The 22,249-nt window shown below is 47.6% G+C and carries 23 protein-coding genes and 1 tRNA gene; 10 read left to right on the top strand and 14 right to left on the bottom strand.

The features are described 5' to 3' along the window. Positions 1-214 precede the first annotated feature (214 nt). Complete coding sequence (locus HF324_RS10615; RefSeq protein ID WP_168802455.1) at positions 215-1,123, bottom strand: LytTR family DNA-binding domain-containing protein; 909 nt, start codon at positions 1,121-1,123, stop codon at positions 215-217. A 154-nt stretch (positions 1,124-1,277) separates the two neighbouring features. Here HF324_RS10615 and HF324_RS10610 point away from each other — a divergent pair, with 154 nt between their 5' ends. Beyond that, positions 1,278-1,739 (top strand): hypothetical protein, encoded by a 462-nt coding sequence (locus HF324_RS10610; RefSeq protein WP_168802454.1) that lies wholly within the window; start codon positions 1,278-1,280, stop codon positions 1,737-1,739. On the opposite strand, the gene HF324_RS10605 is transcribed toward HF324_RS10610, so the two are convergent. Both HF324_RS10605 and def read right to left on the bottom strand, forming a co-directional pair. After that, on the bottom strand, positions 1,736-2,233 hold the full coding sequence (locus HF324_RS10605) for a hypothetical protein (protein WP_168802453.1): 498 nt from the start codon (positions 2,231-2,233) through the stop codon (positions 1,736-1,738). The genes HF324_RS10610 and HF324_RS10605 overlap by 4 nt on opposite strands. Before the next feature lie 16 nt (positions 2,234-2,249). Beyond that, positions 2,250-2,822, bottom strand: a complete 573-nt coding sequence (gene def, locus HF324_RS10600) for a peptide deformylase (protein WP_168802452.1) — start codon at positions 2,820-2,822, stop codon at positions 2,250-2,252. Between the two features lie 100 nt (positions 2,823-2,922). Between def and HF324_RS10595 the strand changes: the two genes are divergently transcribed. Both HF324_RS10595 and HF324_RS10590 read left to right on the top strand, forming a co-directional pair. Next, positions 2,923-3,747: a helix-turn-helix domain-containing protein gene (locus HF324_RS10595; RefSeq protein ID WP_168859742.1), complete on the top strand. Its 825-nt coding sequence runs from the start codon at positions 2,923-2,925 to the stop codon at positions 3,745-3,747. Between the two features lie 92 nt (positions 3,748-3,839). Further along, a tRNA-Pro gene (locus HF324_RS10590) sits at positions 3,840-3,913 on the top strand. Between the two features lie 447 nt (positions 3,914-4,360). On the opposite strand, the gene HF324_RS10585 is transcribed toward HF324_RS10590, so the two are convergent. From HF324_RS10585 to HF324_RS10565, 5 genes are all read right to left on the bottom strand, one after another. Beyond that, positions 4,361-4,780: an ester cyclase gene (locus tag HF324_RS10585; protein ID WP_168859741.1), complete on the bottom strand. Its 420-nt coding sequence runs from the start codon at positions 4,778-4,780 to the stop codon at positions 4,361-4,363. A 73-nt stretch (positions 4,781-4,853) separates the two neighbouring features. After that, complete coding sequence (locus HF324_RS10580; protein WP_168802449.1) at positions 4,854-5,660, bottom strand: helix-turn-helix domain-containing protein; 807 nt, start codon at positions 5,658-5,660, stop codon at positions 4,854-4,856. Positions 5,661-6,041: 381 nt separating this feature from the next. Beyond that, positions 6,042-6,917, bottom strand: coding sequence for an RNA polymerase sigma factor (locus tag HF324_RS10575; protein WP_168802448.1), 876 nt, complete (start codon positions 6,915-6,917; stop codon positions 6,042-6,044). A gap of 54 nt (positions 6,918-6,971) precedes the next feature. Next, positions 6,972-7,748: an SDR family NAD(P)-dependent oxidoreductase gene (locus HF324_RS10570; protein WP_168802447.1), complete on the bottom strand. Its 777-nt coding sequence runs from the start codon at positions 7,746-7,748 to the stop codon at positions 6,972-6,974. A 203-nt stretch (positions 7,749-7,951) separates the two neighbouring features. After that, the gene (locus HF324_RS10565) at positions 7,952-8,398 is read right to left on the bottom strand and encodes a DUF302 domain-containing protein (RefSeq protein ID WP_220101290.1); all 447 of its coding nucleotides are present in this window, start codon (positions 8,396-8,398) and stop codon (positions 7,952-7,954) included. Between HF324_RS10565 and HF324_RS10560 the strand changes: the two genes are divergently transcribed. The 3 genes from HF324_RS10560 to HF324_RS10550 all read left to right on the top strand — a co-directional run bounded on the left by HF324_RS10560 (position 8,397) and on the right by HF324_RS10550 (position 10,358). Then, a complete protein-coding gene (locus HF324_RS10560) occupies positions 8,397-8,981 on the top strand; it encodes an MBL fold metallo-hydrolase (RefSeq protein ID WP_168802446.1) in 585 nt (194 codons plus the stop codon). The two genes, HF324_RS10565 and HF324_RS10560, sit on opposite strands and share 2 nt — an antisense overlap. Before the next feature lie 83 nt (positions 8,982-9,064). Next, a complete protein-coding gene (locus HF324_RS10555) occupies positions 9,065-9,712 on the top strand; it encodes a dienelactone hydrolase family protein (RefSeq protein WP_168859740.1) in 648 nt (215 codons plus the stop codon). Positions 9,713-9,737: 25 nt separating this feature from the next. Continuing rightward, positions 9,738-10,358: a phosphoribosyltransferase gene (locus HF324_RS10550; RefSeq protein WP_168802444.1), complete on the top strand. Its 621-nt coding sequence runs from the start codon at positions 9,738-9,740 to the stop codon at positions 10,356-10,358. 46 nt (positions 10,359-10,404) lie between these two features. Here the strand turns inward: HF324_RS10550 and HF324_RS10545 are convergent, their stop codons facing one another. From HF324_RS10545 to HF324_RS10520, 6 genes are all read right to left on the bottom strand, one after another. Next, positions 10,405-11,733, bottom strand: a complete 1,329-nt coding sequence (locus tag HF324_RS10545; RefSeq protein WP_168859739.1) for an erythromycin esterase family protein — start codon at positions 11,731-11,733, stop codon at positions 10,405-10,407. A 120-nt stretch (positions 11,734-11,853) separates the two neighbouring features. Further along, complete coding sequence (locus HF324_RS10540) at positions 11,854-12,699, bottom strand: hypothetical protein (protein WP_168859738.1); 846 nt, start codon at positions 12,697-12,699, stop codon at positions 11,854-11,856. A 21-nt stretch (positions 12,700-12,720) separates the two neighbouring features. Beyond that, positions 12,721-16,089 carry a TonB-dependent receptor gene (locus HF324_RS10535; protein ID WP_168859737.1) on the bottom strand — a complete coding sequence of 1,123 codons (3,369 nt, stop codon included), beginning with the start codon at positions 16,087-16,089 and terminating at the stop codon, positions 12,721-12,723. A gap of 134 nt (positions 16,090-16,223) precedes the next feature. Continuing rightward, the gene (locus HF324_RS10530) at positions 16,224-17,387 is read right to left on the bottom strand and encodes a FecR family protein (RefSeq protein WP_168859736.1); all 1,164 of its coding nucleotides are present in this window, start codon (positions 17,385-17,387) and stop codon (positions 16,224-16,226) included. 127 nt (positions 17,388-17,514) lie between these two features. Next, entirely contained in the window at positions 17,515-18,081 is a 567-nt protein-coding gene (locus HF324_RS10525; protein ID WP_168802439.1) for an RNA polymerase sigma-70 factor, read from the bottom strand. Positions 18,082-18,178: 97 nt separating this feature from the next. Then, positions 18,179-18,709 carry a terpene synthase family protein gene (locus HF324_RS10520; RefSeq protein WP_168859735.1) on the bottom strand — a complete coding sequence of 177 codons (531 nt, stop codon included), beginning with the start codon at positions 18,707-18,709 and terminating at the stop codon, positions 18,179-18,181. A gap of 178 nt (positions 18,710-18,887) precedes the next feature. Here HF324_RS10520 and HF324_RS10515 point away from each other — a divergent pair, with 178 nt between their 5' ends. From HF324_RS10515 to HF324_RS10500, 4 genes are read left to right on the top strand one after another with little or no spacing between them, the layout of a single operon-like run. Further along, the gene (locus HF324_RS10515; RefSeq protein ID WP_168859734.1) at positions 18,888-19,829 is read left to right on the top strand and encodes a heme-binding domain-containing protein; all 942 of its coding nucleotides are present in this window, start codon (positions 18,888-18,890) and stop codon (positions 19,827-19,829) included. Between the two features lies 1 nt (position 19,830). Then, complete coding sequence (locus HF324_RS10510; protein ID WP_168802436.1) at positions 19,831-20,307, top strand: hypothetical protein; 477 nt, start codon at positions 19,831-19,833, stop codon at positions 20,305-20,307. A 51-nt stretch (positions 20,308-20,358) separates the two neighbouring features. Further along, a complete protein-coding gene (locus HF324_RS10505; protein WP_168859733.1) occupies positions 20,359-21,387 on the top strand; it encodes a sensor histidine kinase in 1,029 nt (342 codons plus the stop codon). Beyond that, on the top strand, positions 21,362-22,132 hold the full coding sequence (locus tag HF324_RS10500; RefSeq protein WP_168859732.1) for a LytR/AlgR family response regulator transcription factor: 771 nt from the start codon (positions 21,362-21,364) through the stop codon (positions 22,130-22,132). Before HF324_RS10505 ends, HF324_RS10500 begins: the two co-directional genes overlap by 26 nt. The last annotated feature ends 117 nt before the right edge of the window (positions 22,133-22,249 follow it).

Below are 22,249 nucleotides of genomic sequence, written 5' to 3'. Positions count from 1 at the left end.
CGTGGCAACATGACCACAGCGGCGGGTTTGGGGCGAAATCGGGCACATATGGGGCGAAATGAGATTTTTGGAATTGGGTTATTTCGAGATTTTGGAATTTCGGGATTTGATGGCTATTGAGCAACAGGCCGCTGGTAACGATTAGTGGCTATTGGCTATTGTGTATTATTTACCGGAATATCTTCGAGGGGGTCATTTGTTTCGCAGCCGGACATCAGCCGAAGGCTGACTGAAATACCGGCAGGTAGGTCCCGGATACGGGAACGGGCGTATCTTCCATTCCTTCCACCTGTAAAAAGTAACCTTTTGAATTTTTCTTAAAAAGTACCACTTTCGACAGGTTGACCAGGTAGGAACGGTGTGCCCGGGCGAAGCCACTGGCGGTGAGTTGTGTTTCCATTTTTTTGAGCGGTACCCTTACCAGTTCTTTACTGACGGCGGTACCGTTGCGGTAAAACACCTGTACGTAGTTATCTTCCGCTTTGATCATGAGTAGTTTGGCCGGATGTACCGACAGGGCGGTTTTGCCCTGTTCGTCTTTGATCTGCAGGCAGTTGTCCGGTAACATTACAGGAGCTGCCGCCGGCATGCTGACTACCGGGGCCACTGGTCCCGCTATTTGTGATACCCTGTTTTCCAGTGATTTCAGCTGCCGGTATTTCTCACGGGAGAAAAACCAGAGCAGGGAGATCATATACGGGAGAGGCATGATCAGCGCGGTATACCGCAGGGTGCTGACAAACTCGTTCCAGGTAAAGAAGAAGGTATCGGTGAGCAGTACGTCCACGAGGGTAACGATGGAGGCTACCAGCACAATTTCGCCCAGCAGCCAGCAGAGGTAGGTGGCGTTGGTGAGGCGGCGGCGTATTTTCCAGCCTGCCAGCAGGAACTGGGAGATGGCGAGCCCCACTATGCCGCAACCGGTAAAAATGCCGAAGAAGGTCACCAGTGGCAGGTGCTGTCCTTCATACCACATATTGATATTAAAGGGCAGGAAAATATACATGAAGCAAAAACTGAAAACACTGCAGAATATGATCAGTTCAATCCTGTTCCGCACCGGGTCCAGTAGACTGAAGCGGGGCTGGTCTGCGATCAGCGGGAGTGTTGGCAAGCTTTTCATACCATGATGGATTTCGAAAATTAAGATACGAAATTGCACGCAAAGAAAATAAGGAGCGCAAAGAAAACAAAGGACAACATTTTAAAGTTTTGGGATGATGACTCAGGCCGAGAAAAACAGGAAAACTTTATTTTCTTTGTAAGGAATCTTCTATATGCAGGAAACATTTACCCTTCCCAGGTGGTTCCGGACCTTTTGTTATGTGGCCGCCATCTTGATGATATGTATGGGCGCAGAAATGGTTTACCTGGAGTTTACCGAGATCAAAGGGCAGAACATTATTTTCATGGGTTTTGCGTTTTTTTTCCTGGCCTGGTCCATGTATGCCTATACGCGGCTGAAGCTGGTCCTTGGTCCGAACACCGTGCGTTTTAGCGGCGGCTGGCGGCCGCATCATTTTAGCTGGACCGACGTTACCAGTATCGACATGGCGCGCGTAGGGCGTTACCGTGAAGCGCAGTTAACCATTTGTTATGGTGACCGTAAATTGCGGCTGGACCGCAGTTTCTTTCGTAAAAAGCCTTTCGCCGACATCCTTGACAGGGTGGAACGTTATGCGCCGGCAGGTGTTTTTACCGCGGGCTACAGGCAGATAACAGCGGAACTACGGGCTTAGAAGACGGGCTCCTCTCCTGCTTTCAGCTCCTTTCCCTTTTGTAGTACCGCTTTGGCAAATACCGCTTCCGGCAGTGCTTTGAAGCCTTTTGGCGCTTTATGGGCCGGCCCTTCATAGATGCCGACAAAACGTTTGTTGTAAGTACGGCGGCTCACGGGGTCGGTCATACGAAAAAACTGCGGGAACCATCCTTTCACGGCCCGTGTATCCTTTACCGGTTGTTGCCTGCCAGCCAGCAGTTGAGCCAGCGTTATCTTCTCCACGGCTGCCGGCGAAAAGAAATAGATCTTTTTCCCTTTCAGCGTGTTGCCGGCTTTGAATACGCCGGCGTGGTGCCATTCCGTAGCGAAAGGCGCCAGTTCCTTCGCCGATATTTTCTCGTTGAATTTCTTCGTCAGCATACGGGCCACGTCACCGGCTTTCAGCAGCCCTTTTTCTTCCGCATCCTGGTAGTTTTCGGATTTCCCCTGCCGCAGATATTGGCTCATTTTCATGGCGGCAAGGTACGATTTATTTGATCGGGTAACCAGCCCTGTAACGGCCTTTGCGCACTTTTTCGAGTTTGCCGGCCAACAGTTTCCGTTGCAGGGGTGACAGGAGATCGAGATAAAGACGGCCTTCCAGGTGGTCATATTCATGCTGTATCATCCGTGCGGTGAGGCCCGCACAGGTCCGCCGCCGCGGGCGCAGGTCCGCGTCCTGATATTCGATGGTAATGCTCCATGGACGGCGCACCGGCGCCCACAGGCCGGGGATGCTGAGGCAGCCTTCTTCGTCCTCCCAGTCCTCCGCGGAGACGGCCGTTATCCGCGGGTTGATGAATGTTTCCCGGATGCCGGCGCCGTCAGGGAAAAGCCGGGCGCGTTCTTCCGGACCGAGTTGGTTGAAGGTGGACCGGCTTTCCACGATAAACAGCCGCAGCGGCTGATTGACCTGCGGCGCGGCCAGTCCCACCCCGCGGGCACCCGCCAGCGTCTGCCACATATTTTCCACCAGTTCAGCCAGCCCGGGGAAATCCGCCGGCACCTCCGTACAGGGTGTTCGCAGTATCGTGTGGCCATAGGCCATAACAGGGAGTATCATGTTTTTAACCGCAAAAATGCCATCGTGCCGCGTAACTGTGTAGTAAAAATTAGACATTAATTTATTTCCCAGGCCGACGTTCCGCCTTTACTTTTGCACTATGCCCGTAACGCTGTACCAATACATGCAAAGCCTGGAGATGATCCGCCCGTCCGCCGCACTGTCACGGCTGATCACCGGCTTTTATGTACTGCCCGCCGCGCGCCTGGAAGACAGCTGCCTCGCCGTCAGCGACGGTATGCCCGCCGTTGCGTTTCTTCCTCATCCCGAAGACCGCATCACGTTCACCACCGGCAACCGCACCGTTACCCTTGCCGGCGCCTGGATCAGCAGCCAGTACCTGGAAAAGACCACGCTGCAGCTGCAACGGCCGGAGGGCGAACTGCTCATCGTCCGGTTCAACCCCGTGCTCTTCTACCAGCGCTGGCCCCTGCTACCCGCCCGCCTGCAACAGGGCGCCGCCGGGAGCTTGCCGGCACTGCTGGGCCCCGAGAGCACCACACTGCTACAGCAGCTGGCCTCAGCTACCTCCACAACGGCTAAGATACACGCCACAGAAGCCTGGATGGCCACACAGCTGCCGGAACAGCCGGGGCATAACAGCCTGCTGGAAACCGCCTTTTCGTATATCTGTCAGCGTAAGGGCCTCACGACCGTTAAAGAATTAACCGCTTTCCTGGGCGTTAACTACAAATGGCTGGAACGGAACTTCCGCTATTATACCGGCCTGCCTCCCAAGCTATTCCTGCGGCAGCACCGTTTCGTGCAGGCCTGCCTGGCGCTGCTGTACGCCCGCCCGGTGGACTTTATGGCGGTCGCACTGGAACATGGATACTATGATCAAAATCACCTCATCAAGGAGTTCAAACAGTTTACCGGCATGGCGCCGGGGCGTTTCCGGGAGGGGCTTCCTGAGCGCCGGTGATGGCAGGGAGGCTTGCCATTTTGAGGTTTCCCCGGCAAAAAAAAATTGGATTTTTAAAAAAATCGTGTTTACTTTGTGGCCCCGAACAAAAACGGGATGTAGCGCAGCCCGGTAGCGCGCTTCGTTCGGGACGAAGAGGCCGCTGGTTCGAATCCAGTCATCCCGACTTTCCGCTTCTCAACGAAGCTCAAAGCCTGTAAAATCAATGATTTTACAGGCTTTTCCTTTTTAATTCGCCTCAAAAGCCCTTTTTATTGAATTCATGTGCGACCCAAAAGGTACAAATACGAAATGTAATTTTGGTATCCTTTGTCATTGCCACACATTCTATTTCAGGGCGTTGCAAGATGCTCAAATGAACTCAAAATCCCTCATTTGATGTCACTTTTTGCTTGACAAGTAGCAAGGATTTAGAGCGATTGACTAACGCAAAAAAACTGACAAAAAATGCAAAGCAATCACGGCTTTGGGGTATACTTCTACCTAAGAAAAAACCATGGTAAAAAACAAACCGGCCTCCCTCCTCTTTATGTCCGGATCAGCGTCAACAAACAGCGCACTGTTCTGGCGTTGAAAGAAGAATTATAGAAGAATAGAATTGCCTTTGTCAGTCTCAAATCTCCTTCACCCCTAATTGCTGTAAAAGCGTCATTGCGTCGGCCACCGCCCAATGCTCTACTATTTTTCCATCCTTCAGTCGCAGAATAACTACTTCCTCGTAAGCGATTTTATTGCCGGTTGGGGGTATGTTCATAAATTCCCCTTTGTGGGTGCCGGTGGCTGTAAATTTAATCATCACCTTGTCACCCTCGGCAATCATGTCATTGTGAATGAGCTTAAGGTCGGGAAACGCATTGCGAAATATCGTCATGGTACTGCGAACCCCTTCTGAGCCCGAAGGTTGGCCAGGAAACGGGTCGTGTGAAATGACATTGGGATCAACCAATTCTTCTATGATGTTGAAGTTGCCTTTGTCATGGAGCTCACTGAAGAACCGTTGGCAGATTTCCTTGTTTTCTGTGATTGTAGCCATATCTGAAAATTTTCTTTGATTTCAGACAAAGTTGGCATTTGCCGGCGGCGCAAAATTGTATCGAAACGACAATTTACCGTAGGAAGGTATCGGCGTATCTTTTAGGCGAGACTCCTGTAAACTCCTTAAAATCTCTATTAAGATGTGCTTGATCGTAGTAGCCGAACTGGTAGGCCGCCTGAGTAAAACTTGAGGTTAGTTGATTGGATTGAATCGCCTGGAAGAAAAGTTCAAACCTTTTGAGCCTGGAAAACTTCCTGACTGAAAACCCTGTCAGGGTTTTAAAGTCTCGCTCAAATTGCCTTCGGGATAGAAAGAAGGAGCCCAATTGGTTGCTAATTTCGGAGGGTTCGGCCAGAAAATCAACGGATGCAATTAACTTTTCGAGCGCACGAAATTTAGTTTGTACTTCTCGTTGTTGCCCTTTCAAAAAGCGTGTAAAAGTGTCCGCTTTTTCCTCCATCGAATGTGAAGAAAGTATGAGTTCTGTCAATCTATCGCCGCTACAGCCCAATAGGGTACGTAAGTCAACTTGGTGCCCGGTGATTTCGGAAGCCGGGACTCGCAGCATATGGAACACGAAAGACGACTTCAACTTTATACCAAAAATTGTAGCTTGTTTCGATGTTGTGCTGTACCTGTTGAATGATGCTTTTTGACCGTAGATGATTCCATTTTGAGCAATTGTCTTTTCAGACAAGCTATCTTTGAAATAGCCCTTATTAAAAAAGATCAAATCTACTGCCGTTGATGCAGGTGCGAGGTATTCAAAACTCGTTTGGCGGGTTGAATCAAGACACACCTCACCCTCCCAAAAGTAATCTACAAGTCCCCGGATCTCAGTGTCTGGCCTGGTTATTTTATAGCTACTCCTGTTCATTACTTTGTTGTTGCCGTTGCCTGTTAAGAAAGATCCACTTAAATCCGCGGTTGTTGTTCAAATGCCCCAGAGTTAGTCTCGAAAAGTGATAGTTGAGATCCCTGAGCTTGTGTTCAATCCTGGACACGGTAAACCAGAGATTGGGGGCGTTTTTATGTCTTTCAGACATTCCTTCCGGAAACTACCATTGAACGATTTGGATTTTTTCATGGCAATTACCTCCATTTTAAAGTTATCAATAATTGCCTATTTTCTCTAATTTTAAACTACCCGATTTTACAGTACAAGCTCAAGAAATACCTTATGGCTCAACCGTTGGTTTTCACAGTTGAGCCATAAGGTATAATCTATTTAAGATCCAACTATCTATGATACCTGCTCTCAGTTTAAATGAAACAACTGCTTAATTTGAGGGTCAAGCAGTAGCACTTCTATAAGCTGATCTCCAACTTTAGTATCCGCATAGGCCTGACTGGTAAAGAAATGAAGGTATTTGGACTCCATAAGGTCATCTAGTTCCTTATTTTTAGCACCCGAAACGGAAAGAATAGATTGGTGATATTCCGATTTGAAGGTTTGGGTTTTGGCATCTATTTTCCCTTCATTCATAAATCCCTTGGCTTTCTTAAAACAACGGCATGGATTTTCCGGATTTATTAACCCACACTTATGGTCCATAAATTGAAAAAGATCAGCCTTAGCCCGGGACAATTGCTTTCTGAAATTCTCCGGCGTAATATCAAGTAACACAGATGCAACGGATGATTTAAGGTTAAATATACCACCAAGTATGAAGACAATCCGCTGCTGCCTGTCCAGGCATAGCAACATGCCGGATATACAATTGTTGCGCACGTCCGTAATGTAATCACTATATTGTTCCTGTTCTTCTACGCTCATATCGTCACCATCGCGTACTTCATCGATATAGACGCCAAGTTGATTAAAAGAAATCACTTCCTTCTCTACCTTTTTGCGCTTACAACTGATAAAATGATTCATGACCATGCGATACAACCAAGTGCGAAAACTGCTTTTACCATTGAATAAACTAAGCCTGGTGACCATTTTAATGAGAACCTCCTGTGTCAGATCAGCGGCATCATCAGCATCCTTTACCAGTTTGAGCGCAACGTTATAAATGAACCGCTGGTGACGGCCAACCAGTTTTTCCATGGCTTGTCTTGAGCCTTCACAAGCCTGCTGCACGGTGATGATGTCCTGGCTCTCATCGTACTTTTCGATAAATGGATGCATGTCAAATATTTACGGTGAAACATTTCAGAATAACCACAAGTTATTCAATAAAAATTAACTTCGGCCTGCAGCCAATCCGCCATCAATATCCAGGACAGTGCCTGTAATCCATGCCGCTTCATCAGACAATAAAAACACGATCGCATTAGCGACATCCTTTGGTTGGCCGTTTCGGCCTAACGGGTGGATACTGTTAAATCCCTTATAGGCTTCTTTCACACCTTCTTCCGACCCCATCAGTTCGTCTAAAACACCGGTTTCAACAATCCCCGGAGCGATAGCGTTTACGCGGATCTTATCATCCGACAACTCCATGGCCGCATGTCGTGTAAAAGCCTGCAAAGCTGCTTTGGCCATTGAGTAAGCTGATGTAGGCATTCCTTTGACCGCATGTTCTGCCCAGTATGAACCAATGTTAACAATGGAACCACCACCGTTTGTTTTCATTTTCTTTGCGACTGCCTGCGTAATAAAATAAAATCCACGATTGATATCCAGGAGAGCGTCATAATCCTCGCGGGTGCTATCCAAGAATGGTTTAGGTGCAAAAATGCCGGAAGCATTAACCAGATAGTTAATTGATCGACCATCTTTTTCAAGTATAGAAATGTAATTAGCCACCTCTATGTCTGAGGTAAGATTAAGTCTTACTCCGGAAACTTCGCCGAATGCACTCAATTCGGTTAGTGCTGCATCAACACTCGCCTGGCTTTTACTAATGACAATCACTTTAGCGCCATGCTCCAATAATAACTTTGCTGTGGCTTTGCCCATGCCGCTTGTTCCGCCGATTACAATGGCTGTTTTTGAATCGAAAGATGACTTTTTCATATTTGCTTTTCTAATTTGTTTGTCTCTTAGACGCAAATTGTGAATACTGTGACAACCTGAACGACATATTGACATTCAGGTTACTCTGTTATTCCCAGTCGCGTCAATCCTCCACTATGGATTACAAACTCTCCCAAAGCCTCCAGACATTGTAAAAATGGGTTCGATAATTGTCCACCTCGCCCGACTTTAATTAGCTATTTTTAAAATAGTAATGGGTTATTGATTTTCCGAACCATCACAACTGCTCCAAAACACGCTTCAATTTGTTTTTTTATCTCCGCCGCGATCTTGTGTAAGTCTTTATTTAGTACAGCCTTCATAGATACGATTGGGTTTATGGCTGACACTTCAATCGTACCTGGCTTTTTTTCCTGAACAATTATATTACAGGGAAGCATAGCACCAATTTTGTCTTCTGCTAACAATACCTGATAGGCAAACGGCGGGTTACATGCACCTAATATTTTATAGTTGTAAAAATCTTCACCAAGCTTTCCCTTTATAGGGATAATGATACCTTTGCAGAACAATAGGGCATGCATTATGCGGATCAAAATATTAGGGGCCATAGGCGAGATCGCTGTAAGCCAGCCGGCATACCAAAAACATTCCGGCATCATGGTTGACGGCCAAATCTTGTGCGACATGGGAGAGAAAGAATACCTGTCATATGCTCCCTCATTTGTGCTGCTGACCCATCTGCATCCTGATCATGCCTATTTTATTAATGAAAAAGCGAGTTTTGATTTTCCGATGCTTGTTTTTGCGCCGGAGCCCTGGCAGGAATCAAACATTCGTGTAATATCTGATCCTTTTGTTCAAAACGGCTATAAGATAACCCCTATTCCGACCATTCACAGTACCAGGGTTAAATCGCAGGGCTATCTGATAGAAAAAGGGAACTGCCGGCTCTTTTATACAGGCGATATGATCAGCATTCCCTCATCATACCACCGCTTTCTGACAGGATTGGACGCTGTAATAACGGAAGCCAGCTATTTCAGGCGGGGCGGAATGGTAAGAAAAAACAGCGATGGCCGCCTGTTTGGTCACACAGGCGTTCCCGATCTCGTTGATTTCTTCAGAAAATATACCAAACACCTGATCTTCACACATTTTGGATCCTGGTTCGTAAAAGATCCCACAGCAGGAAAAAAGAAGATCTCCGGGTTGGCTGATGATAGTCTTACACTTGATGTGGCCGCTGATGGGAAAGAATTTATGATCTAAAAATCATTATTTATCTGACATCCGTCATTTATAATTCTGACGACCGTCATTTATAATAATGAGGCGCTTTGATACATTTGAATATGGACCGTTTTAATGAAATAGTAAAAATCCCGGTAGACAATAAATTGTTGGAAGGTGAGCTGGTAATTCCTGAAACGGCGAACTCCATTATCATTTTTTGTCACGGAAGCGGCAGCAGCAGATTTAGTCCGCGAAACAAAACGGTGGCGTCCAAATTGCGGGAATATAATTTTGGAACATTACTATTCGATTTGCTGACAAAAGAAGAGGAGGCAGCAGATTATTACACGCGATTCAATATACAACTACTTGGTAACAGGCTCATCAGTGTTACAAAATGGCTGGAGAATTTGCCGCATGCCCATCATTGCCAATTAGGATACTTTGGTGCGAGTACCGGAGCGGCAGCCGCGCTAACTGCCGCCTCCGCTTTACCACAAATCCGAGCAATCGTCAGCCGGGGTGGAAGACCGGATCTTGCCGCTAACATACTATCAACAATAACAGCACCCACGCTGCTTATTGTAGGCAGCCTTGATCATGATGTGATAGCATATAACCATTTCGCCTATGAACGACTGCAGGGACCTAAAAAACTACTTATCATAGAAGGTGCCGGCCACTTATTCGAGGAAGGAAATGCTATGGATAAAGTAGCTGAAGATGCCGCGATATGGTTCAATCTCTATCTTCAGGTACATATATAACCTCGTCTCAACTAAATGTTAAATTATGTTTAGTAACAGGATTACAGCCGCTCAGCAATTAGCTCCTTTGCTAAAAAAATATAAAGAACAACCAGGAGGATTGGTATTGGCGGTACCCCGCGGAGGAGTCCCCATTGCCTATGTAATTGCTAAAAATCTGCATCTCCCCCTCAGTCTTGTGCTTACTAAAAAAATTGGCCATCCTGCCAATGAAGAATATGCGATTGGCGCTGTTAGCCTGACAGACCGCTATCTTGTATCGCACAAAGAAGTTTCCCCTGCCTATATCGATGAAGCTACCACGCGCATCCGCAAGCGCCTGCGGGAAATGTATCATATGTACCTGGGCGACCGCCAGCCAGAACCGATCAACGGAAAAACAGTCATCGTTGTAGATGATGGCATCGCCACAGGAAATACACTATTGGCCACAGTCAAGATGTTACGAAAAGAAAACCCAGCCAAAATAATAGTGGCGGCTCCGGTAGCTTCACAAAATGCCTACGCCATGTTATCAAAAGTGGTTGATGAATTGATAATATTACATATACCAACGCTTTTCCGGGGAGTCGGGGCGTTTTATGATGACTTCGCACAAGTAACAAATGAGGAAGTAATTTATTACCTGGCAAAAGAACGCACATAAGGACCGCGTCCAGGCACACTTATGTCACTTACAATATCTTTCACTATTAAACTCCAAATGGAAATGTTTCCGGCATCTGATGGCCGTCCGGTTGAATATGCAAAGGATGCAAAGCCGAAGTTTCGTCCAGGTAAATAAAAGCATCATACCGTAACGGGAGTATGGTAGGAACATAATTTCCATATTGTTCATATTGCGGATGATAAACTACGCCAATGGCCCGATGCCCAAAATGATTTTCCAAAAAGACATCCTGATTAAATTCATTCATTATCAATAACTTGTTATCATTATTGGCAGTATGTAACAAATGTTCCCATGATCCTCCGAAAGCAGGCGGAACTTCGATTTTTCGCATAGATGCTCCCCAACTGCTACCTGCGATTACATCCCCTTTATAAGAACCAAAACCTACTAACACGACCTTATCGTCACCATATTTCAACCTGGCCAGCTCCCCGATATTAAACATTCCTTCCCAACTCATACTAGTTGCCCGTGCATCTCCCACATGGGTATTATGCGCCCATATAATGGCTTTGGCTTTTTCACCATGAAACTTCAGGAGCCGGTCAAGGGTCTGAGCCATATGATCATCACGGATATTCCAGGCATGAGCTCCGCCATGAATCATTGCGCGGTAATATCTTTCCGCGTCTACCATCACCAAAGCATTTTGTTCAGCATTAAATACATTTTCGTGATCTGTATTATAAGAGGGAAGCTTAGCGCGGATCTCTTTCAGCAAACGAACTACTTCATTTTCGCATGATTCCGGTACGAATTGCGTTGCTCTTGCATATGACTGACCTTCCTGGTACCGATAAGGTTCAAAACACTTAAATACCTCTTCGGCAATTTTCAGCGTCTGAGGATCTTTTTTCCCCAGGTATTGCATAATACTCTCCATACTTTCCCAAAGGCTATAGACATCCAGCCCGTAGAATCCTGCCTTTTTGTTTAAAGGCAACGCCAGGTTATATTGTTGCAACCAGTCTGCCAATGCTACAACTTCCCAATTGGCCCACATCCAGGTTGGCCACCGGTTAAAGGAATGAAGCACTTTGAATGCACCCTTTCCTTCATCTGCATAATTTTTTATATACCTGTTAAGGCGGTAACAATCAGGCCAATCTCCTTCTACTGCGATAAAATTGAACCCTTTTTCTTCGATCAGCCGTCTCGAAATATAACTACGCCAGTTATAGTAGTCGTGTGTTCCATGAGATGCTTCACCGAGCATCACAATCCGTGCGTCGCCAATCCTTTTAAACAAAGGGTCAAGGCTTCCCTTATCTGTTAAAGGATAAGCCCGTTGCTTAATGATACCGGTTACCTCCTCTGATTTGGAGGACCTGGCGAAATAATCAGACATTTCTTAACTTTTCTCAAAGAAAGCTCATTTTTTCTATGAAATAAATGAGCGGTATCATGCCTTTGTACGACAGAAATCATATTTTAAACAGCAGAAGGAGACTATCCATCGGCGTGCATGCTAATTCGCAAAAAGCACACTCGTCGCCACCTCGTAAAAAGCATCTCCCTTCTTTATAAACGGCGGCGCTTCTCCCCAGGTCTTATTAGAAACCAAATACACGGTAAATACGTTTTTCACCGGCAACGGGCTTATACCCGGGGGAGAAAATGCCAGGTTGGAATAATTGGTCCCTCCGTAGTTAAGCAGTGGCTGCCCGGTATCACTGTTGATGAATTCGAATACATAGTTGTAACCAAATTCGGGTGCAGGGTTGGGCAGACCGTCCGGCAGGACAGCGTATCCAGCCTTGTCGATGGTGTTTTTTACATCTTTAATGACGCCAACTTCTGTCACCACCTCGTTCCAGTCCGCATCAAAATAACTTACTGACACCTTAATATCCGTATGCTCAAAGGGAATAAGGTCTTTGGCATAATTGGCTACTTTTAGTTTGATGTGCCCGGCCGGGGCAGCGTTTACCGTGTCCTGCCCGGCGGGGTCGACAAAAGCGACAGGGGCATCCATCGTAGGCTGGAATAACGTATAGGTTTCTTTGGAACCGGCTTTCACATCGATCATTTTTTCAGCGACTACTTTTCCATTGCGGGTATCATAGAACTCAAATTTTCCCTCCCCGGCTACCACCTTGATCTTTTTTGTGCCTACATCCCATGCGATCGGGTGACCGTTGTACCTGACGGCAATAAATACCCCTTCCCCGTTGTTTCGCAGGGCTGTTTTATCTGCATCAAACCAGACATCAACAAACGTTGCGAACGGATTCACATAGGCCGCTTTCCGGCAGGAAAAAAGCCCTGTTAACAATACCATGGCAGCGATGATATGTTTAGTATATTTTTTCATTCAAAAATGATTTAACAATAATTAAAAGCTGTAGCTCACGCTCATACTGAATCGCTGGCCATCTTTTCTGCGATAGGTGATGATGTCACCATCTTCCTTACGGTATTTGATCGACCTGCCCGCCTTTAGTATAAAGAACCTGGTATCATCCGGTTCATAGTCATGGATGTTCATATAGTAGCGCGTCCAGTCATTCAGCAGGTTAGTCAGGTTCAGCTTCACCTCCATCTTCTTCTTTAAAAACCGGGCGTACAGCTGAGCATCCAATTGTTTGGGCGCCAGCTCATATTCCACTCTCGCCATATTCACGTTAGCTAAATTGGTACGGGGACCACGGTGGTTGTAGCTTACCGTAGCACCAAAATAGTCGCCCCAATAGCCAATTCCCAGATTCAGCAACCAGGGAGACTGCCCGATCAATGGCCTGTCCTGGTTGGGGTAGCGGCTCTGCACACGCTCGGCTTCCTGTGTCTCAGGGTTATTGATCCATTGCCAGTGACTCAATACATTCACTTTAGACTGGAGCAACGTTGCATTCGCATAGATAAATAAGTTTTTCACCCATTCCCTGCCGGACAGGAACGTGAGATTCTTCCGGATCTCCAGCTCCAACCCGAAATTGGTGGCATTCTCCATATTGGCAAAAGTATAATTGGACGCTTCTGAATGCACCAGCTCGATGGGCTTATCCAGCTTTTTATAGTATCCTGTCAGGGAAAGGATCTCACCCGGCGAAGGATACCATTCAAACCGCACGTCCATATTGTCGATCAACGTGGATTGAACATGTTCACCGTAGACATAACCGTTTAATTCAAAATCATACATCCCAAACATACCAATCTCCCGAAAATCCGGTCGTATGACGGTCTTCGAATAGCTTCCCCTGATATTGATCTCCGGCGTCAGGCTGTAGGTCGCATTCAACGAAGGCAGGAAACGCCAATTATTTTCTTTAACGCCAAACCGGTGTCGCTGCACATCATTCGGATCCGGCTCGTCCTTGTAGGCCCTTCTGTAGAGCTCTTCCTGTTTCGAGGTTAAATCAAAATATTCCGCCCGGACGCCATATACCAACCGGAGCCTGTCCCCCAGTTTCTGATCAGCCATCAGGTATAGCGCGTGCGACATCATTTTACCATCATAGAACCGCCCTCCCAACGCATCCGCATAATAATAGGCCTGACCATCGCCATTGCCCATATTTTCGGGGGACAACAACTGATCATAACTTGTTTCTATCGCAGGAGCTTTCTGGTTGGTTGTACCGGATGCCCACGACCTTGTCCAGGGCGCCATTTTGTATAGATCCAGCGATCTGTTTTTTGACCAGGCCTGATATCCGAATTTTACCAGTGTGGACACGGCCTTCTTTTCACCAAATTTGCGCGAAAATGCAGCGCTCCAATGGTAGTCCGTTTCATCGATGCGCGTCCACATTCGCCAGTCCTGGAAAGCGCTGCCATTGGAGGCTGCGCTATGGGTCATTAAACCAGGCGTCTGAAAATAGGGCACGTCTCCGATAACGGTCGTCAACCGGTAAGAGAGCTTACGCTCATCCAGGATCTGTTGCCTGATTTTATTAACGGTCAGCATGCCTTCGGCCTTAATCTGCCAGGGCAACTGATATTCGCCGGTCAACTGATGCTGCTGCAGGGACATGGCTTCGGGCAACTGATAAATAAGTTTGCTGGCTACCGGCTCGGAATCGTCATGAGGTTTCTGGACCGACTCATTATAATTATCGCTGTAGGTAGTCGCGTAGATATTCTTCAGGACAAGCTTAGCGCGCTTTCCCTGCCACCCTATATTCGCTACCAGGCCGGCGTTGCTGTTAAATCGATAAGATGTACCGGCGCCTTTGTCACCGATACCGGTACTGTCCAGGTAATTCCCTTTGGTCGAAGATCGCAGGTTATTAAAACGCACGATGTTTTGCTCATTCCTGAAGTTGACAGAAGTGACAAAACCAAAGCGGCTCCCGTTTTTCAGGTCGTACACACGTCCAAGTGATAAACGCATATGCTGATTGGGAGCAGCTTTATACCTGTAAGGCTTCAAAGCGTCATTGTTCAATTTTTTGGATTGAGCAATGGCGTCAAGGTCATTGTATTTTACGTCATTGCCAAACTCCATCGGGTTGAGCGGCATACCGTTCAATTCGGGGTCTGCCAGGTTATAGCCAGGAGGGGCATCCAGCTGCGACGCCCTGTTATTCCACAGCCACGTTTTGATACCCTCCGGCAGTTTGGATGATTTGTCAAAAAAGCCGAAGTATTCGCTGGTATTCCGTTTTCCCAGCCGGTAGAAGTCTTTGCCGGTCGTCTGCGAATTCCCGCCCAAACCATATTGAATGGTGGCAAAATTCCGCTCCGGAATATCGATAGTATTCACTGAGACCTGGCCGCCAGAAAATTCTGCTGAAACATCGGGTGTTGCTGTTTTATTCACCACCACGGAACCTACCATCTCTGTAGGGATAATATCAAAGGAAAAGTCACGCCTGTTCTGAGAAGTACTGGGAATCGCCACGCCGTCCAGCATCGCCTGGTTGTAGCGATCAGACATACCCCGTACAATCACGTTCCGGTTGTTGACAGTCGTCAGCCCGGTAACACGCTTCAGCACCTGCCCCATGTCATTATCCGGCGTGCGGGCTATCTGTTCGGAAGAGATGCCATCGGTAACGGAAGCGGCATTTTTCTGCCGGGCGTATAAGCCTGCTACACTTTCTTTCTTATAACTGCCGGTAACAACCACCTGGCCGAGCGTTTTTGTAGATGGCGCCAAAGTAATGTGCAGGCTGGTCAACTGCCCTTCTTTCACTTCCACCTGCGTAATGCGCCTGGTCTGGAAGGAGATATAGGTCACCTCTACGGTATAAACGCCCGGCGCTATACTGAAACTGTAGCTGCCGTCTATGCCGCTTTGTACGGCCTGGTTACGCTGCAAAATTTTTACCGTTGCTCCGGGAAGCGGCTGCCCTCTGTCGTCCAGTATTTTACCGCCGATACGGCCAGGCTGCCGGCGGACCGCCAGGGGTAAAGTGTTTACCGCTGCTACCGGCACATCGGCTTCGGTGATGACCACCATTTTATTGTCAATGGTGTAGCTGTAAGGCAACCCCTTGAAAAGGATACTGAGCACCTGTTCCAGGGTAGCATCCTTCACCTGTATGCTGACCGGCTTTGCCCGGTTGAACAGGTGCATATCGTAAAAAAAATCATACTGCGCCTGTTTTCTTATATCCTCCAGCACAGCGTGAATAGTACTGTTCTGCCTGTTCATGCTGATGCGCTGGGCGAAGGTATGCGCACTCACCTGCATCAGGAAACAGGTAAGTAATAACATGGTGATCTTCATAGCACGCATGCATTGGGAAAAATTCATACTTTTGTTAGTGTTAAATCGTATTGAAGATGATTGTTGTCGCAATGTCCTCGATAAGCTTTTAACGATCCGGCCAGAGGTGTTCCACCACCTTTGGCTATTTTATTGACAGCTTATCCGTTATATAATTTGTATCAATCTGTCACGATCAACCTCCTTTTTTTAATGGTGACTGTTGCTTTTCGGGTAGACTGTATCATTTTAACGATAGCGGATAATGGCTGTGAGCGTGATACCATGCCGTTGAAGCGCAGCTTGCCGATATGCGCAGGACATTCCGCTTCTATGTCATACCAGCGCTCCACCTGGTGCAGTATGCTTTCGAGCGTTTCACCCCCGAAAACGAAGTCACCGTTTACCCACGCCAGTTGTTGTTGGATGTCTGCCTGTTGTACGTGCAGTTGCTCTGCCAGAACGGCCTGCTGACCGGGCTTCAATAAGGTTGATTGCCCGTCTTTTGATTTTATTTTGACGCTGCCCTCCACCAGTGTTGTCCTGATGGCCGTTTCATCACGGTAAGCATTGACATTAAAATGTGTCCCCAATACCTGTACTTCCTGCCCTGCCGTTTCCACGAAAAAAGGGACGTTGCCTTTGCCGCCCGGCAGGCGCATTTTTTCGATTTCAAAATAAACCTCGCCCGTCATCTTTACCCGGCGTTCCTTTTCCGAAAAACGTACGGGATAACTCAGGGAGGATGCCGCATTGAGCATAGCGACAGAACCGTCCGGTAAGGTTACCCGGTATTGACCACCATTGGGTGTAGTAATAGTGTTCACCGCCGGCAGTATTGATTCCTGTTTTTCGCCCGTATGGTAACGGATATTACCGTTCGCATCTTTTTCTATGCGTACGCCGCTTTCCGTGGCAATGAGGCCATTTTGGGCATCTCCAAGGGAAATAACCGAGCCATCCGCCAATGTGAGGCGGGCCTTGTTCCCGCCGGGCAGGACCTCCTCCTGCTGTGCAAGCCGGTCGTTGCTGACTTTCCTGTCCCACAGGAACCAATATATACCGGCCGACAGTATAAATCCGACCACAAGCGCCGCTGCTGCACGCCTCATATAATAAAAACGGAAACGCTTTGTACGACGGGCCGCTATGTGTTGGTCGATCCTCTCACGTATGTCAGCCCCAGGTTGCTCCTCCGGAGCAGGCGACGGACCTTCAGCCGCCGCCGCAATTTCCTCCTCCAGGAGATGGTCGTACGCCTGCCTGAGCGCCGCCTCTTCGCCGGGACTGAGCGCTTGCCCGCCGGCATGTTTCTGTAATAGCTTCCTGAATATCTCGTTGTCCATCTTTCAATGTTGTACAGAAATGATGCATCCCTCTATATATACAATCCGAAAACAGGGAGTATCCCTTGGTGGACAGGGTCACTTTTTTTAAAAAAACACAACATGATAACTTTTAGCCGGAGATAGCTTAAAGATAAAAGAACAGCAGGAAGAGGGTTGCTCTGCCGATACCCTGGCGTATGCGCCTGAGGGCTGTAGTAACGTGGTATTCCACGGTTTTGGGAGAAATATTCAGCTCCGTGGCGATACGTTTGATGGAAAATTCTTCCCGTTTGCTCATGGTGTATACCCTGCGGCATTGTTCGGGCAGATTGTCCACGCAGGTTTCCAGCTGCAACTGTAGTTGCCTCGTCCTGATGGGTTCATCCGCCTCGCCGGCAAGCGGTTCGGGGAAGCTGGCCTGCTCAAGGCTTTCGTTAGCCTGCAGTTGTTTCAGGTTCTTGAGGACCAGGTGGTAGGAGGTGGTGAACAGCCAGCCTTTAATATTGATATGCAGGATAGTATCCCAGTTTTCCCAAAGGCGGACGAAGGTGTCCTGTACGATGTCTTCAGCGGCCTGTTCATCTTTTAAGATACGAAAAGCGGTCCTGTACAACGGTTTCCAATGACGGTTGTAGACCTGATCGAACGTAACGGCCTCCTCGCGTTGAGACGTCGCTGCCGATCGGGAATATGCCGTATTGCTCGTTTCCACTGTTTTTGCCTTTGGTCGGGGTCAAAATTATCGGATAGATGTCAGGCATTATATAACAGGCTATTAAGTTTATATTAATTTACGAACAGATCCTCCGTTACAACACCCTTCTTCCATATTCCGGCGCCGGATAAGCGCCGGGAGTTTTATACCGTGTAGATCTCCCCTTGTGATACCAGGCTTCCAATCCCGAAATCATCAACGCCATATAGTGAACAAACCGCTCCATATCTTTTTGATGAACACCAAGGTCAGGAAGATGCTGCTGCAATTCCATAAATTCATTTACATACTCGTCATGGATACGCATAGCTTCCTTACAGGCCTCTTCTATGGAGACTTTATACTGATGTCTTATCACCAGGATAATATTGAGCACTTCTGTATCGATCGCCAGTTCTTTTTCAATGGAAGCAAAATCGTTTTGGATAGCTATGATACGGCACATGAGCATCTTAAGCCGCCTGATAAAGGGATGCGCCGATATATGGTCCGGAACAATAAAATTAATCGAAGGTTCCAACGGATCGCCATAGGGGTACATAGCAATAGAGTACTCGCGGACCAGCAGCAGATTATTCAGCGAAGGGAACTCCTTTTTCAGCTTGTAAGGCGTTTCTTCCATCATCCCGTAGGTAATATAGTCATAAAATGACCTGGTCCAGCGCCGGAACCAGTGGCCAACGATAGATATGTGGCTGTTAAAACCGGTATACGAACACCTCGATTGTCATTTTGCCCGTTTCGCATTCCATTGAACGCTACCCAGGGAAATATGCCCTTATTTTGTATCAAACAAAACATCCATGAAAAACAAAAAAACGAAGGTAATCCTGGTGGTCTTCACTGTTTTGCTGCTCGTGCAATTTGTCAGGCCCAACATCAGCAACCAGTATCCTTCCACGCCGCCGGAAACCTTTCCGAATGACGTAGCGGCCATCCTGCAACGGTCCTGCTATGACTGTCACTCCAATACCGTTCATCTCCGCTGGTTCGATCGTATCACGCCTGTCAACTGGCTGGTAGCAGATCACGTAAAACGTGGCAGGAGCGTTTTAAACTTCTCCCTGTGGGATAAAATGGAAAAGCCGGAACAGGCAGCTAAACTCTGGGAATCGGTAAACCAGGCGATTGCCGGGGTGATGCCCCTGGAAAGCTATACCTCTCTGCATCCTGAAGCAAAAATCACGGCCGGCGATCTGCAGGTCCTTAAAAAATACGTCATTACGCTTGCTCCCAAACAACGGCCGGACACCGCTAAAAACAAAACACAGGAAAATCAATACTCCCAATGGGTTGCTTCCGCAAAAAATACCCCGGCGAAACTGCCGGAAGCGCCTAACGGCGTACAGTACATCCCTGAATACAAGGACTGGACGCCCATCAGCACCACCCTCCGGGTGGATAACGGCACCATCAGGATCATTTACGGGAACGATATCGCCGTGAAAGCCATCCGGCAGCATCAAACCAACCCATGGCCCAACGGCAGCATCCTCGCCAAAGTAGCGTGGGACCAGTTGACTACAGCAGCAGGAAACATCACCGCCGGCGCGTTTAAACAGGTGGAATACATGATAAAAGACAAGGAAAAATACGCATCGACGGAAGGCTGGGGATGGGCGCGGTTCAAAACGCCCGCGTTGAAACCTTACGGCGCCAACGCCCTTTTTACGACTGAATGTATCAACTGCCACCGTCCCGTTAAAAACAATGACTTCGTTTTCACCGCACCCATCCAACATTAATATGAAACATACACTCTTCATTTGCCTGCTGCTACTGCTGACCGCCTGCCGGCAAAAACCGGCCGAAAACCGGAACGATGCCGCTGCCATCCCCGCCTCCTTTGGGCTCGAGACGATGCATCTTAAAACAATTACCACTTTTATCAATCCTAAAGCAGGAAGAACAAGCACGCTCTTCGGCAATGCAGCCGCATACGCGGCCCTGAAAGATACTACCGCCATCGTTGAGGGTGAAAAGAAACTGGTGCTGGTGACCTGGACACTGGCCGACGACCCGGTATGGTTCGGAGCCATGACGCCCGGCGAATTCCTTTCCATTGAAACACTCTCCACTTCAAACCTGCGCAGTGCAGGACCCGCTGCAGACTATCAAAAGCTGGACGGCCGGTCCTTAACCAGGGACAACACCATCAGTGAACAGCAAAAGCGGGACAGGATCCATCTGATGTTATCGCTCCAACCCGCCATCACACCATAGTCAAAAAAAGAGATTACCTTTCATCGTTATAACACCAACACCGGCACAAAAATGAGATGGAACAACCATATTTTCCGGGTACCGTCCGGTATCATCTGGCTAAGCTCCCTGTTTATGGGGATACTGGCGTCGATACCTAAAATCCTTCAGTTGAACATCACTTTCAAGGAGCTTGCGGCAGACGCGTCTATCGCGTTTTTATTCTCTCTTTTTGTATGGTATATCAACCTGTCTTCTTTACCGAGGTTCTCCATTGTCTCCATGGCCAAAGCGAAGATCATCAGGAAACTGGCCTTCAGCCTGCTGCTGGGCATGGTGGTCATGGTTATTCTCGTACTTTTTCACCAGCTGATGTTCCCCCGTTATTCCTTCTCCTCTATGTTTATGATGTACCAGTTCAGAGGTATCCTCATCAACCTCACCATATCCATGGTCGTCTTTTTCCTTTACCAGAATTCTGACGCCCAACAGGTGAAACTTCAGATGGAAAGATTAAAATCGGAGAACATCCACGCACAGTACGAGTTGCTAAAACAGCAGATCGATCCGCATTTTCTGTTCAACAGCCTGAACACCCTAAAATCCATGATCGATATCCAGGACACAGATGCCGGCGACTTTGTCGTTAAACTATCAGACTTCTACCGTTTCTCGCTTGAAAGCACAAAAGAAGATGTAATACCGCTCTCCAAAGAAACGGAAGTACTGGAAGCCTACCTGTTTTTGCTGCATTCACGCTATGAGGATAGTATTGTGGTCCGCCTGGAGATCGATGAGCAGTCCATGCGCAGTTTTATCCCTCCTTTCACGCTGCAGCTGCTCGTGGAAAACTGTATCAAACACAATGCTTTTACTAAAAAGAAGCCTTTGTTTATAGATATTTACACAGAGAATGATTACCTGATTGTTAAAAACAATTACCAATTCCGGGAAAACGAACAATCTGCCGGCGTTGGGCTGGATAACATCAAAGGGAGATATGGCTTCATCACGCAACAGGAAGTGGCCGTTATTAAACCGGAAAGCCATTTTATCGTTAAACTACCGCTGATATATGAAAATACTGATCATAGAAGATGAGGTGAAGACGGCCAGCGCGCTGACACGGCATTTACTGGCGGTAAGGCCGGACACCATCATCGCAGGCACGGTCCAAAGTGTAGAAGAAGCGGTTTCATGGTTCGGCCGGAAAGAGCCTGTTGACCTGATCTTCATGGACATACAGTTAACCGACGGCACCTGTTTCGACATCTTCAAATCAGTACAGGTAGAGGCTCCCGTTATCTTCTGTACCGCTTACAGCGAATACACCACGCAAGCCTTTAAAAACAATGGCATTGACTATATCCTCAAGCCCTTTACCAAAGCCGATATAGAAAACGCCCTGCTCAAAGTGGAACATTTCAGCAGTTTCTTTCAACGCACGGCACAGGCAGACACCCGGCTGCTCGACCTCCTTAAATCCATCACAGGAGAAAAGCAGGGCAAAACCAGCTTCCTGGTATTTCAGCAACACAGTTATATCAACCTCTCCACCAGCGAGATAAAATACTTTTATAAATCGGCGGCCGGCGTTTTTGCCGTAACGGACGAAAACCATGAATACCCGGTGAAAGAACCGCTGGATGAAATACAGCGCCTGCTGGCGCCACAGGACTTCTACCGGATCAACCGCCAGTACATCATCGCCTTTAAAGCGGTCCGGGAAGTACAGCACTATTTTGACCGGAGGCTGACCGTCACCCTCGTTATTAAAACACCTGAAAAACTCATCGTAGGCAGGGAAAAGGCTACCGCATTTTTACAGTGGCTGGGCGACAGATAACCTGCAACACGCGGCAATGTGGCCTCCGGCCAGTTTGCCCCGAAAAACAAAAAACTGGACCATAAACCCGCTGGCCAGGCTCCCTATTTTTACATCGACAATTATTCCTAACATCAA

The sequence above is a fragment of the Chitinophaga oryzae genome, assembly GCF_012516375.2.
Classification (GTDB): Bacteria; Bacteroidota; Bacteroidia; order Chitinophagales; family Chitinophagaceae; genus Chitinophaga; species Chitinophaga oryzae.
This window is presented reverse-complemented; position numbering and strand designations above follow the sequence as displayed.

Excerpts from the sequence above, each read along its gene's own strand:
- HF324_RS10615 (WP_168802455.1), bottom strand. The coding sequence starts at position 1,123 with ATGAAAAGCTTGCCAACACTCCCGCTGATCGCAGACCAGCCCCGCTTC.
- HF324_RS10610 (WP_168802454.1), top strand. The coding sequence starts at position 1,278 with ATGCAGGAAACATTTACCCTTCCCAGGTGGTTCCGGACCTTTTGTTAT.
- HF324_RS10605 (WP_168802453.1), bottom strand. The coding sequence starts at position 2,233 with ATGAAAATGAGCCAATATCTGCGGCAGGGGAAATCCGAAAACTACCAG.
- def (WP_168802452.1), bottom strand. The coding sequence starts at position 2,822 with ATGATACTCCCTGTTATGGCCTATGGCCACACGATACTGCGAACACCC.
- HF324_RS10595 (WP_168859742.1), top strand. The coding sequence starts at position 2,923 with ATGCCCGTAACGCTGTACCAATACATGCAAAGCCTGGAGATGATCCGC.
- HF324_RS10585 (WP_168859741.1), bottom strand. The coding sequence starts at position 4,780 with ATGGCTACAATCACAGAAAACAAGGAAATCTGCCAACGGTTCTTCAGT.
- HF324_RS10580 (WP_168802449.1), bottom strand. The coding sequence starts at position 5,660 with ATGAACAGGAGTAGCTATAAAATAACCAGGCCAGACACTGAGATCCGG.
- HF324_RS10575 (WP_168802448.1), bottom strand. The coding sequence starts at position 6,917 with ATGCATCCATTTATCGAAAAGTACGATGAGAGCCAGGACATCATCACC.
- HF324_RS10570 (WP_168802447.1), bottom strand. The coding sequence starts at position 7,748 with ATGAAAAAGTCATCTTTCGATTCAAAAACAGCCATTGTAATCGGCGGA.
- HF324_RS10560 (WP_168802446.1), top strand. The coding sequence starts at position 8,397 with ATGGGAGAGAAAGAATACCTGTCATATGCTCCCTCATTTGTGCTGCTG.
- HF324_RS10565 (WP_220101290.1), bottom strand. The coding sequence starts at position 8,398 with ATGTCGCACAAGATTTGGCCGTCAACCATGATGCCGGAATGTTTTTGG.
- HF324_RS10555 (WP_168859740.1), top strand. The coding sequence starts at position 9,065 with ATGGACCGTTTTAATGAAATAGTAAAAATCCCGGTAGACAATAAATTG.
- HF324_RS10550 (WP_168802444.1), top strand. The coding sequence starts at position 9,738 with ATGTTTAGTAACAGGATTACAGCCGCTCAGCAATTAGCTCCTTTGCTA.
- HF324_RS10545 (WP_168859739.1), bottom strand. The coding sequence starts at position 11,733 with ATGTCTGATTATTTCGCCAGGTCCTCCAAATCAGAGGAGGTAACCGGT.
- HF324_RS10540 (WP_168859738.1), bottom strand. The coding sequence starts at position 12,699 with ATGAAAAAATATACTAAACATATCATCGCTGCCATGGTATTGTTAACA.
- HF324_RS10535 (WP_168859737.1), bottom strand. The coding sequence starts at position 16,089 with ATGAATTTTTCCCAATGCATGCGTGCTATGAAGATCACCATGTTATTA.
- HF324_RS10530 (WP_168859736.1), bottom strand. The coding sequence starts at position 17,387 with ATGGACAACGAGATATTCAGGAAGCTATTACAGAAACATGCCGGCGGG.
- HF324_RS10520 (WP_168859735.1), bottom strand. The coding sequence starts at position 18,709 with ATGATGGAAGAAACGCCTTACAAGCTGAAAAAGGAGTTCCCTTCGCTG.
- HF324_RS10515 (WP_168859734.1), top strand. The coding sequence starts at position 18,888 with ATGAAAAACAAAAAAACGAAGGTAATCCTGGTGGTCTTCACTGTTTTG.
- HF324_RS10510 (WP_168802436.1), top strand. The coding sequence starts at position 19,831 with ATGAAACATACACTCTTCATTTGCCTGCTGCTACTGCTGACCGCCTGC.
- HF324_RS10505 (WP_168859733.1), top strand. The coding sequence starts at position 20,359 with ATGAGATGGAACAACCATATTTTCCGGGTACCGTCCGGTATCATCTGG.
- HF324_RS10500 (WP_168859732.1), top strand. The coding sequence starts at position 21,362 with ATGAAAATACTGATCATAGAAGATGAGGTGAAGACGGCCAGCGCGCTG.